Below are 12,249 nucleotides of genomic sequence, written 5' to 3'. Positions count from 1 at the left end.
AACGTCATCGATTACCCAAAGCGCCTCAACTGAGGCGCTTTGTCTTGTAAACATCGTTATTTTTTGCCCGACTCTTTCACTGCTTTAATCAGAACCGAAGTATCCATACGGCCTAAACCTTGCCCAGAAAGGCGTTGATAAGCCGCAATGGTACTTTCTGTCATTGGCAATGTCAGCCCCAAGTGTGCCGCTTCATCAAGGCAGAAACCTAAATCTTTGATCATCCAGTCAATCGCAAAGCCAAAATCAAATTTCTCTTGGCTCATGGTGAGCGCACGATTTTCCATCTGCCAAGACCCTGCCGCACCATTTTTCAAACACGAAACCAGATTCGGAATATCCAACCCAGCTTGCTCTGCCAGCATAAGCCCTTCGGACAGACCATTCAGCACACCGGCAATACAGATCTGATTGACCATCTTAGCGCGCTGTCCTTGCCCTGCTTTCCCCATCAGAACCGAAGAACGTCCGTAAGCGGCAAAAATCGGCTGCATCTTGGCAAAAAGCGCGGCGTCACCACCACACATAATGGTTAAAACACCATTCTCGGCACCGGCCTGCCCACCAGAAACTGGCGCATCCATAAAATGTAAACCCGCATGTTGCGCAGCCGCTGAAAGCTCTTCTGCAAGCAATGCGGAAGTCGTGGTGTGGTCAATCAATACCGCACCCGCTTTCATAGCTGGTAGAGCCCCTGTCGGAGCCGTGGTCATACTGCGTACGTCATCATCATTGCCGACACAAGTCAGCACCACATCCGCATCCTTAACACATTCAGCGACTGTTTCAGCGTATTTCCCACCAAACTGTTTCGCCCACGCCACGGCTTTCGCTTGAGTACGGTTAAACACCGTCACCTCAAAACCAGCCTTTTGCAAATGCCCCGCCATGGGATAGCCCATCACGCCTAATCCAATGAAGCTGACTTTCATTTTGTTCTCCTTATTGTTTTTGTTCTTTTCCTAAAAGAAAAAGCCGAGCTTTCGCTCGGCTTTTAAGATAACGATTACTCGATATCCGCGTTATGGTAAACCTGCTGTACGTCGTCGCAGTCATCCAGCATATCTAGGAACTTCTGGAATTTTTCTGCGTCTTCGCCGCTGACTACCGTGCGGTTTTGTGGAACGAAAGTGATCTCTTCCACATCCAGAGTCAGATCTGGGAAAGCTTCGTTCAGAGCGGTTTTGACTTTGAAGAACTCAGTGTTAGGTGCAAACACAGTGATCACGCCATCTTCTAGTTCAATGTCTGTCACTTCCGCATCAGCCATCATCAGCGCTTCAAGAATCGCTTCTTCATCATCGCCTTGGAATTGGAAAACAGCTTGGTGATCAAACATGTGTGCAACCACACCAGGAGTACCAATTTTTGCTCCAGTTTTAACAAAGCATTGGCGAACGTCTTGGTAAGTACGGTTACCGTTGTCACTCAAACAGTCAACGATCACGCTTGCGCCGCCTGGGCCAAAACCTTCGTAACGTGCTGGTTGGTAATCTTCACCCGCACCGCCACTGGCTTTATCCAGAGCTTTTTCAATAACGTGTGCTGGTACTTGGTCTTTTTTCGCTTTCGTGATCAAATGACGAAGCGATAAGTTCATGTCAGGGTCAGTACCGCCGTTTTTCGCACAAACGTAAATCTCTTTACCGTATTTTGAGTAAACTTTAATTTTTGCGCCTTGAGTTTTCGCCATAGAGGCTTTGCGCACTTCAAAACTTCTTCCCATTGGGATGTTCTCTCTAATTCAATTTGTTGCGACGGATTTTAGCAGAAGGCTTGCTGTTTGCAATTTGCCACCTACAGAGCATAGACGCTACGCAACGCCCATCACTCTTTTGTACTTCTCTACCGACTGTTGAAACCACTGTTTTTCGCTTTCAGAAGCAATCTTGGTCATCTGCTTAGTGATCTCTTCCGGTCCTGATTTTACCTGCTTAAGTCGCCAAACAAGATAAGAAGCTTGTTTATCAAGTTCTACTTTGTTTTTCTCTTCCGCAGTCAGTAATGCAAGGTTGAAAGACATTAGTAAGCCCACAGTCAGTAAAATCGTGGAGCGAAATATAACATAGGAATGTAGAAAATTAAGAGTCAAAATGTTGCTTTGAGTGCTCAAAATCAACTAAAGCGATAAAAATAAGTAAGGGTGACCCAAGTCACCCTTAATCGATTGTTTGATGCCAAGCGCTAGTGTAGCAATCCAAGCTCTTTGGCTTCCTCTATCGTCAGACCGCTCTCACGAATCTCACGTAAGGTTTCAATACGGCGTCTTGCTTCCGCTGACTTCACGTTTTTTGTGGGTCGCTGGGATTCAATTTCTTCAATTGAATCCCATTTGTTGGTAATGCTCGTCATATCATCATGGTCAATTGAATTAATGGACATAAATACCTCCGAAAAACCATGCTAGGAACAACTCATCTGTAGCAAAGGGGCGATGCTTTGTTAAGTAGATTTAATCCGTATTGTGACTGTGGCAATACTTCACAAACCTTATCATTAAAACTATAGATATTCTTTTTGCCAACCCCCAAGTTCCTCGTTAAATTAGCCGACTATTTCGCAAAAGTCCCATCAAGACACCTTTTCCTACAACGCGTATTTGGCAAAGAGATCGATCCTCAACCACACTACTTGAACGTAGAGAAACGGGTATTCACTGAGTGTTCCGTTTCATTTCTTTGATCATCGGATCTGCCTATATGAATGAGTTGCAAGATTGGTTGAATGACGTTCATCACTGGTATCAGAATCGCAATAGCACTCCTGTGACTGAGTTACAGCCATTGATATTTAATGTCCCGCCCCAACTTTGGGGTTCGCCATTAGATGCCACTCAAAGTAAAGCCATCGCCTGTTGGCTTGATGCATGTCTACGTCAATTTGAGTTTTATCGCACTAGCAATGGATCTCAGGCTCTGCAATATCTCAATCTCGCATACAGCCGCTTTCAGTTTTGCGTTGCTCAATCTGGGGGCGATTTGGCGTTAAAATCTTGGTGTATGCGCAGGATGCAGCAATTGATGGTGCTCAGCCTTGAGCATCTCAATCAACAAACAGATGGAGAAGCTCTGTCTCATGATCTGCTCGAAGCTCATGTGAAATTCATGGCATTCCATGCATGGAACGATGATCAAGGAGTAACGCATCGCACACCCGAGCAATAACAAGGATCTCTGTTGCGGATAGGCAAATTGCAGACAAAAAAATAGCGAGTGGTTAAACTCGCTAAAAATATATGAGCCAATCTACAATTCATCAGATAGGACAAAAGGTTGTCTATTCGTGAAGCAGTGTATCCATCGCCTACGCTCAAAATGTCAACGGCTTGTCAGGTTTAAGTCACAAAAGTGACGTAAATTCACGCCCCTTTCACACTCAAACACCGGCTGCCATTTCATCTAATGCGCGATATACCGTTTCATCAACATGTCCATCTTGAACCATCTTGCACACTTTACGGCGTACGGCTAGCCCTGCAATCAGTTTTTCAATCGAAAGGTGCTTGCTCTCATTCTGGTTGTTGTAAAGCTCAAGGAGCTTGCTCAAAGTGGTATATTGAATTACATCATTTTCAACTCGTAGCCAATCAAGCTTGTCAATCAGCTCCACACACTCTTCTTTGATTGATGAAGGGGCATGTCCAGTCATGGCCGCTAAAGCCGTTATACTGCGTTCTAGCGCCTCTGGAGAGGTATAACGCGATAAAGTGATCGTAATTTCATCCGCATTGATCTCAACCAGATGTTTACGCAGTTTCACACGGCGACCCAACCGACCTCGTGGCGACGGTGCTTTACGTTGAATTGGCTCAAATTCACCATCAATAATGCTCGAAAGCTCTGCCAATTTTTGTTTAGAAACCAGTTCGTTACGCAGTGGGTTAGGCAGGGTTGGAGCCATGTTACGTTTACCGGCATTGGTCGTTTTGGCACGCGAGTAACGCAGAACTTCCTCTACATCACATTTGATGTCTACTTGGTAATCCACCACTTTGCTTTTTTCTTGCACTGTGGTCACTGTGAGATGGTATCCCCACAAGTTGACGACAAACAGATCTTCACTCCCCTTCCCTTCTGAAAGACGGCGCAGCTCGCGGATCAAATCCATTGAGAAACGCCGCCATTCAATATTTCTGGCGAGTTTCTGGTTCAATTCACTGAGCATCATGACATCTGAATGCCGACGCGACATGCGGCTACGGAAGTAGGAGTAGAGTTGGAACACCAATGTATGCTGTTTTAAGATCTCCGGTGGGAACAAGAAGAAATAATCACGTGTGAGCAATTCTTCAAAAAATGACGGCTCCCATACCAAAATGTACAGGTTCGGTTTGATGCGAATTTCGCCATCACTTCCCTCGACAGGAGCCTCTTCAGACGCTGTAATGGTGCGAGCTAAAAAGCGAAAACGATCGCTTTTGAAACCTTCTGGCATGTTTTCACTTAGCCAACGTCCTGTCAGTTCGTGTAACTGAAAATCGGTAAATTCAATGCGATCAATACTATCACGGATAGAGTCACGCGCCGGACCACTGTCTTTTTTGCCACGTAGCGAAAGAATATCCGTGATGTACAGTGGCGTCTTGTTGGGAGCTTGCTTGGCGTTAAAGTGATAGTCATCTTGATGGTGATCATGGTATTGAACGGTTAACGTAAACAGCGCAAACAACGTCATCAGATCATCGACAGTCATGATGTTTTTAGACGATCGTGTTTCGATCACTGCGCGAGTACCGGAAATCGAGACCATTGATTTTTGATAACTTTTACGGGTTCTGGGTGGCGCTAACGCTTGATCAATGATCCCTGCCCAATTGGTGGGTGATACCACAAACTGATCGGCTTCATCTTTCATTGCTGGTGGAGTATTTAAGCCATGCTCATGCAGCAAACGTTGATTTACTTGTGTTTGTGCTAGTGCTTTTGAACGTTTTTGTTTTTCACTTTGCTTTACAGACTCTGTGACCAAGCTGGTTGATCCTAACACGGAGATCAATTGGTTAGGATTGATAAAACAATGCAACATGGTTTTACCGGCTAGCCCTTCCTCAAAGCGCACTGGAATTTGTTTAAATAACCCAATAGCAACTGCTGCTCGCAGACGTTGCTGAATTGCAGCGCGAGTGAGTTGGCCATCCGTAGCATCAATTAGCTCTGTGGTTGAAACTAATCCATCTTTGCTGCGCAAACCGCGTAGTGAGATAAGATTCAACAGCTCAACAATACTTTTGGTCACCCCTTTAAAGTGTTGATACTGTTCAATCCAGTCGATTGCAGCTTCAGAGACCTCAAAAAGATGACCATCTTTGTGAGTTCTTGGCAATTTGATCAAGAGTTTTTCTTCTGAGCTCATGGTTAGATCCGTATCACACTTACCGTAATATCACTATAGTTCCAAGAGAATAAAGAAAAAGAGATCATAAATAAAGAAAAATTTATTGTTTTTAAATAACTGATCTTTCTGATTTAAATGATTAATAGTGATTAGAGTGATCTTATGATCTGGGCGCTTATTTTGGTTTAATTTATTGTAAAATAAGACTATTTTTTTTAGCCTGATAGAAGCATGATCATAGACCTAAGGAAACGATGATCAATATGAGATCGAAAGCATGATCATTTTTCTCCTAAAGCATGATCAAATGCCACTCGTATCAATGATCAACGTGATTGACTAAGCATGATCAAGGTAGCGACACAGCTTATCCACAGATCGAATTTGGAATTTAGGCATTTTCCATCTTTCCAGCTTTGAGGTCATCATTTTCGTCTCGGAAAGATGATCAAGAGTAGGCTGAATTTTGTCCTAATTGGATAAACGCTTTCCGATTCGATGTTCGATGAGCAGTGTATCTCAGTTCCTACGCCCTATATTGTTTGGTGATTTGCTTATGAAAGCATGATCATGGTGTGGGTTCTGTTTGTTGCACCGAAACTTATCTTATTATGTGCTTCGTATTTTTCATCGATTGAGGGTCAAAGCCTTACTCTGTCTGACATCATCCGTAAATTAAGATTAAATTTACATGCTTCCGCCAGTAATAGACTCTTGATCATCGATCCGTAAAAAGATCATGTTGATAGGATCATCTTTCTTCAATCTCGTAGAGATTAACCTACTTGATCATCTTTCCGGTTTATCTCTTTTCTTACGGAAGCATGATCATGCGAACCTTCTTGATCATCGTTTCGACACCATCTCGATATTGACTCAGTGGGGAGTGATGTGCGTTTTTCCTTTAATTCATCTCATACTCCAAGTGTAAATTGCATTAACCGTAAGTTAGTTGGTAAGTTCAATCGTTCCGAACCTTACTTTATTTTTGTTGGCTTTACATTGTAAATAAGTGACGTTGTAATATTTAAAATTTATTGTGGTTTTTGATGCATTATCTTCTTAGTAAATCTTCATTTTGTTGAGCTAGTTTGTCTATTTAATATCAATTTTCTGTTAGAGCTCTAATATATGTGATTTTAATACAGAGTTTACTGTTCACCTTTTTGTTGTTTTGTGTAATTTATGCTGTACAATTGGGTTTAAGTCCTAATAACGGAAATTGGCAATGAAAAGAGAACAAACGATAGAGAATCTCTACCAACTTGCACAACTGACTCAACAGGTGCAGGCGGATCGTATTGAGATTGTATTAGAGGAGCGCCGTGATGAGCACTTCCCTCCGATGTCAAAAGCGTTGATGGAAACGCGCTCTGGCCTGACTCGTCGCAAGCTCGATGAAGCGATTGCGAAAATGGAAGAAGCAGGGCATCAATTTACGAAAAATAATGCCAACCACTACTCTATCTCTCTTTCTGAAGCCCATATGCTTATGGATGCGGCGGGTGTAGCTAAGTTTCATGAGCGTAAAAAGAACAATGAAAATAAGCCTTGGATTATCAATGTGCAGAACCAAAAGGGCGGGACTGGCAAATCGATGACGGCTGTCCATTTGGCGGCTTGCTTGGCGCTCAACTTGGATAAACGCTACCGTATTTGTTTGATTGACTTGGATCCTCAAGGTTCTCTGCGCTTATTTTTGAATCCACAAATCAGTTTAGCGGAGCATACCAATATCTATTCTGCTGTTGATATTATGTTGGACAACGTGCCAGATGATGTACAAGTGGATGCTGAATTCCTGCGTAAAAACGTGATGTTACCGACGCAATACCCGAATTTGAAAACCATTTCAGCCTTCCCTGAGGATGCGATGTTTAACGCCGAGGCATGGCAGTATCTATCACAAAACCAATCATTGGATATCGTTCGTTTATTGAAAGAAAAGCTTATTGATAAGATTTCGGGTGATTTTGACATCATTATGATTGATACAGGGCCACACGTTGATCCGCTGGTGTGGAACGCTATGTACGCATCAAATGCATTACTGATCCCCTGTGCTGCGAAACGACTCGATTGGGCTTCAACGGTGAACTTCTTTCAACATTTGCCAACGGTTTATGAGATGTTCCCCGAAGATTGGAAAGGGTTAGAGTTTGTCCGTTTGATGCCGACGATGTTTGAGGATGACAACAAGAAGCAAGTTTCAGTACTAACTGAAATGAATTATTTGTTGGGCGATCAAGTGATGATGGCCACCATTCCACGTAGCCGAGCTTTTGAAACTTGTGCTGATACGTACAGTACCGTGTTTGATCTCACGGTAAATGACTTTGAAGGCGGTAAAAAAACGCTCGCCACCGCTCAAGATGCCGTTCAAAAAAGTGCACTCGAACTTGAACGTGTGCTTCATTCTCATTGGCCTTCACTTAATCAGGGGTAAGTAACTTATGGCAATTAAAACTTCTGAACTCAACGCAAAACTGTTTGGGAAGGCGGATAAACGCCGCGCAACTACGCCAGCTGAAGCTCAATCGGCGGCGAAAGCACAGGCGCAGATGATTGAACTGGCTGTGGCGGGGGAAGAGATCGTCACTTTTGAGCTGATGCGCATCCCAGCTGATGAAGTAGCAGAAAAGACGGTTGTGTTTGCTCAAAATGCTCGTGAACAGGCCTTTTTAACCGAACATGCGCTTTCTGATGTACTGACAACCTTACGCGAACGGGGGCAGCAATATCCTGCTGTTGGCCGTAAAACCGCAGAGGGCAAGATTGAAGTGCTCGATGGTAGCCGTCGTCGTATGTCTTGTATCTTAGCGGGTAAAGAGTTTTTGGTTTATGTGGCCGAAAATATTAATGCCGAGCATGCCAAGTTCTTATCCGATGTTGCGAACGCGCATAAACCTCTTTCGCTGTATGAAAAAGGCAAAGAGATGCAAGCGAAGCTCGATAGTGGGGAAGCAGAAGATCAAAAAGCACTCGCCAAAATGTTTCAGTGCAGTGAAGCCTTAGTGAGTGGTGCACTAAAAGCCGCTGCACTACCGTTGGAGCTTCTACAAGCGTACCCAAGCGTCGTTGAATTAGGACGCCCAACAATTGTGAAATTGCATAAGCAGTTTAATGAGCTGAATGAGGCTCAGCGTGACCAACTGTTGGCAAAATGCCATCAGGAGCAAGGATTCGTTTGGCAGCTTTCCCAAGCTCAAGGTGTAGCGCGAATTACCAAAGATGTGACAGAAACCATCGAAAGTTGGATTCAAGATGTACTACCGCCGAAACGCACTGAAACGCCCAAAGTTGAATGGATTAAAGGGCGTGCAAGCTATGCGCGCAAAGGCAATAACTTAGTGCTGAATTTGAAGAAAATCGATGATGAATTGATGCAAGATATTCTTGATTTTGTACAGCGTAAGCTCAATTAGTTGTGCTCGCTAATAACAAAGCCCGCTTTAGCGGGCTTTGTACGTTTTGGTTGTCAGTCTTATTGGTTTCTTAGACGCTGCCAGTATTTCTCGTAGATCGCCAACGTCTCTGAGCCAACATCGTTGATGAACTCGCCTTTTTTCATATCTTCATCGGATGGGAAGATAGTCGGGTTATCGCGCAGTTCTGCCGGTAGCAGCGCACGACCACCTTTGGTGGCAGAAGCGTAACCTAGGCTTTTTACAATTTCTGCTTGGTTTTCTGGCTGGTACATGAAGTTGATGAACTTATGCGCCAACGGGATATTTGTGCTACCAGAAGGAATAGTAAAGTTATCCATCCACAGAACTGCACCTTCTTCAGGCATTACGAATTTCAGCTCAGGCATTTCTACTTGGCCTTGATACGCGTTACCGTTCCATTGCATACCCAGTGTTGCTTCACCTGAAACGTAAGGCACATGTGGAGCATCTGAGTTATACAGCAGTACGTTATTTTTTAGTGCTACCAGCGATTCGTACGCTTTTTTGATTTCATCTTCATTTTTGGTGTTAATGCTAAAGCCATTGAGCTTCAGAGCCATGCCAAAAACGTCACGAATATCGTCGATCAGCATAACTTGCTGTTCATATTGCTTGTCCCACAGATCCGCCCACTTGGTGATACCATTTGGCAGTGTCGCTGAGTTGTAGTAAAGGCCGGTAATACCCCAAATGTAGGGGAGCGAGTATTCGTTTTGAGGATCATGTGCCAAACCGAGTACCGTTGGCATTGCATCTTTCATGTTCGGAATTTGGTTGTGATCGATTTCTGCGAGCAGCCCTTCACGGCCCATTTTTTCGATAAAATAAGCAGACGCAAACACAACATCATAACCGGTACCTTTCAGAAGTTTGAGCTTGGTGTACATTGACTCATTATTCTCAAAGGTTGAATAGTTAATAGTTACGCCTTCTTGTTGTTCAAAAGCTTTCAGCGACTTCTCTGGTAAATAACCGCCCCATGCATACACGTTAAGTGTAGGTTGTTCAGCATAGACTTGAGATGACGCAACAACTGCAGAAAGTACCAATCCTTTAATGAAAGTTTTCATTGCATTTTGATTCCTTTTTAGCCCAGCCCAATGCCGGGATTCGAGTGCATAATTAGTGAATTCTTTGTTCGGATAAAGCAAATATAATTTGTCGTTAAGAAAAAATATTTTAGCCTTCTATTAACAAATAGCGGCGTTGCTTGTGATGTGTTTCAAGGCGTTATAGCGATTTGTCCGCATGTGCTAACATAGCGCATCACCTTTGGAAATTCGTTTGTTATGACTCAATCGCTCACCGACTTAGTGCGTCTTCACCAACTGGCTAAACAGCACCATACTCGCTTTGGATGCTGGTTACGCGGTGATCCACAATGGCAGTCCTCTTTACTCAACTCATTGATTAGCCACTTTACCGATCAATCGATATTTATGTTAGGCAATACTGAGTTGGATGGTGTGACTTGTGTCGATTATCGCCAAGGTCAACAGTGGTTGGGAAAAGAGTGCCAGTGGCTGATTTGTGATTTAAACCAAGGATGGGATGCCAATAGTTTTAACGCAGCGCTTGGTACGTTAGTCGGTGGCGGATTACTTTTAGTGGTAGGCGAACCTTGTTCGCTGAATTGGGCTGCTCGTAATTGGTTGGAGTCTGCATTAGGTGAGTTAATTCAGATTGCTCCACAGTCGATATGTGCTCTGCCAAACTGTGCTGAAATTTCCTCTGTGCCAACGTATGAACAACAGGCACAGGCGATTGAGGGGATTATCAAAGTCGCGACGGGGCATCGTAAGCGCCCCTTTGTTCTTACTGCGGATCGTGGACGTGGCAAAACCAGTGCGCTTGGGATGGCTGCGGCGCAATTGATGCCGTCACGCACAATGAAGATTATTGTGACCGCGCCAGCATTAGCGTCTGTCGAACCGCTGTTTGTCCATGCTCAGCGTAAACTCTCGCATGCGAGTGTTAAGCGCGGTCATATACAATCGGGAGAATCAAGCCTAAATTTTATGGCTCCTGATGAGTTGCTTCGCAGCCAACCCGAGTGCGATTTATTGCTGGTTGATGAAGCGGCTGCACTGCCATTACCTCTATTAAAACGCTTGGTAGAGAAATATCACCGAATAGTTTTTTCATCGACCATTCATGGTTATGAAGGGTGTGGCCGTGGTTTTTCGCTCAAATTCCAGCAGTGGTTACGAGAGCAGCGCCCGCAGATGCGCGCATTGCATCTTGACCAACCGATTCGCTGGGCGGCGGGAGATACCCTGGAGCAGTGGCAAAATCGAGTGTTTTTACTGCAAAGTGAGTTAACGGAATTGCCGCCATCAGCACATCATGCATTAAGTTTCTCTCCTTTGACTCAAGGAATGGCCGTCCATCAACCTGAACGTTTGGCACAAGTGTTCTCATTGTTGGTCAATGCACACTACCAGACTTCTCCCAATGATCTGTTTTCTCTACTGAATGATGATGCGATGACGCTGTTTGGCGCTTATCAAGGGGATGTTTGTGTGGGATGTGTGTGGGCGGTGCGTGAAGGGGAGCTAGATGACGCATTGATTGATGCCATACAACGTGGTACTCGTCGCCCTAAGGGACATTTAGCCCCTGTGACACTCGCCAATCAACTAGGGATTACTGAAGCGGCGCGTCAGTCTTGTTGGCGAATTTTGCGGATTGCCGTTCATCCTGCTTGCCAGCGTGAGGGGATTGGTAGCCAATTACTCCAGCAATTTATTGAGCACTATGAGGCTGACTATTACGCGACTAGCTTCGGGGTGAGTGAAGATTTGCTGCCATTTTGGCTGATGAATGGGTTTGTTCCGGTGAAATTTGGCTCACATCGCGATCAAGCCAGCGGTTGTTATTCCATTTTAATGGTACTGGGAAGTGGGTTGAGTTGGCTGGAGCAAGCTCAACAACAATTTACCGCGCATTGGATTTTTGAACTCAGTGATTCGTTGCAAGCACTAGAACCTGAAATTATTCAGCAGTTGTTACCTCTATGTGCACCAACCCACAAAACACGGCCGTGTGTTGGATTGATTGAGCGTTACGCGCAAGGCGGCTCTAACTATGAAAGTGTTGCCGTTTGGTTATTTGCTTGGTTACTGGAAATATCGGGTTTAAACCTGACTCTTTCGCCTTTGTTGATCAGTAAAGTGTTACAACGCAAAAACTGGGGAGAGTGTGCTGAGCAGTTTCAACTTACGGGTAAACGACAAGTTGAACAAGCCTTACGTGATGATCTTTCCGCTTTGCTGAGCAATTTACACTGTAAATAACCCTCTTCTTAATCTGACCAGTGTGATGTTACAGATTTAGCCTGTTTCGGCGATTGGATGGAGAAGCCGCTCTGGTGTTGTCTTTTCTTGATCTCTTATGATTGAGCATTTTATCTTGCGCGATATCTTCGTTTGGGTGGCTCCAATAAGAGGCATTCAGCGTGCCTCAT

General features: G+C 44.4%; 9 protein-coding genes and 1 pseudogene. 4 read left to right on the top strand and 6 right to left on the bottom strand.

Annotated elements, in window-relative coordinates:
* Positions 1-56: 56 nt before the first annotated feature.
* From MKA69_RS13670 to MKA69_RS13655, 4 genes and pseudogenes are all read right to left on the bottom strand, one after another.
* Positions 57-959, bottom strand: a pseudogene (locus tag MKA69_RS13670) (NAD(P)-dependent oxidoreductase); the annotation flags it as partial.
* Positions 960-1,006: 47 nt separating this feature from the next.
* A complete protein-coding gene (locus MKA69_RS13665) occupies positions 1,007-1,726 on the bottom strand; it encodes a YebC/PmpR family DNA-binding transcriptional regulator (RefSeq protein WP_000533703.1) in 720 nt (239 codons plus the stop codon).
* 87 nt (positions 1,727-1,813) lie between these two features.
* Positions 1,814-2,023 carry a DUF3283 family protein gene (locus tag MKA69_RS13660; RefSeq protein ID WP_055027373.1) on the bottom strand — a complete coding sequence of 70 codons (210 nt, stop codon included), beginning with the start codon at positions 2,021-2,023 and terminating at the stop codon, positions 1,814-1,816.
* A 161-nt stretch (positions 2,024-2,184) separates the two neighbouring features.
* Positions 2,185-2,382 (bottom strand): PA3496 family putative envelope integrity protein, encoded by a 198-nt coding sequence (locus MKA69_RS13655; RefSeq protein ID WP_000026551.1) that lies wholly within the window; start codon positions 2,380-2,382, stop codon positions 2,185-2,187.
* A 317-nt stretch (positions 2,383-2,699) separates the two neighbouring features.
* Here MKA69_RS13655 and MKA69_RS13650 point away from each other — a divergent pair, with 317 nt between their 5' ends.
* Positions 2,700-3,164: a hypothetical protein gene (locus MKA69_RS13650; RefSeq protein ID WP_055030073.1), complete on the top strand. Its 465-nt coding sequence runs from the start codon at positions 2,700-2,702 to the stop codon at positions 3,162-3,164.
* Between the two features lie 211 nt (positions 3,165-3,375).
* Here the strand turns inward: MKA69_RS13650 and MKA69_RS13645 are convergent, their stop codons facing one another.
* Positions 3,376-5,352 carry a replication initiator protein RctB domain-containing protein gene (locus tag MKA69_RS13645; RefSeq protein WP_305848291.1) on the bottom strand — a complete coding sequence of 659 codons (1,977 nt, stop codon included), beginning with the start codon at positions 5,350-5,352 and terminating at the stop codon, positions 3,376-3,378.
* Between the two features lie 1,210 nt (positions 5,353-6,562).
* On the opposite strand from MKA69_RS13645, the gene MKA69_RS13640 reads away from it, so the two are divergent.
* Together MKA69_RS13640 and MKA69_RS13635 are read left to right on the top strand one after the other, a co-directional pair.
* Positions 6,563-7,780: an AAA family ATPase gene (locus MKA69_RS13640; RefSeq protein ID WP_000817993.1), complete on the top strand. Its 1,218-nt coding sequence runs from the start codon at positions 6,563-6,565 to the stop codon at positions 7,778-7,780.
* Between the two features lie 7 nt (positions 7,781-7,787).
* Complete coding sequence (locus tag MKA69_RS13635) at positions 7,788-8,759, top strand: ParB/RepB/Spo0J family partition protein (RefSeq protein WP_000985771.1); 972 nt, start codon at positions 7,788-7,790, stop codon at positions 8,757-8,759.
* A 59-nt stretch (positions 8,760-8,818) separates the two neighbouring features.
* Here the strand turns inward: MKA69_RS13635 and MKA69_RS13630 are convergent, their stop codons facing one another.
* Positions 8,819-9,853, bottom strand: a complete 1,035-nt coding sequence (locus MKA69_RS13630) for a PotD/PotF family extracellular solute-binding protein (protein ID WP_305848290.1) — start codon at positions 9,851-9,853, stop codon at positions 8,819-8,821.
* A 219-nt stretch (positions 9,854-10,072) separates the two neighbouring features.
* On the opposite strand from MKA69_RS13630, the gene MKA69_RS13625 reads away from it, so the two are divergent.
* Complete coding sequence (locus MKA69_RS13625) at positions 10,073-12,079, top strand: tRNA(Met) cytidine acetyltransferase TmcA (protein WP_305848289.1); 2,007 nt, start codon at positions 10,073-10,075, stop codon at positions 12,077-12,079.
* Positions 12,080-12,249 lie beyond the last annotated feature (170 nt).

Source organism: Vibrio sp. AH4, assembly GCF_030710545.1.
In the GTDB taxonomy this organism is placed as follows: Bacteria; Pseudomonadota; Gammaproteobacteria; order Enterobacterales; family Vibrionaceae; genus Vibrio; species Vibrio metoecus.
This window is presented reverse-complemented; position numbering and strand designations above follow the sequence as displayed.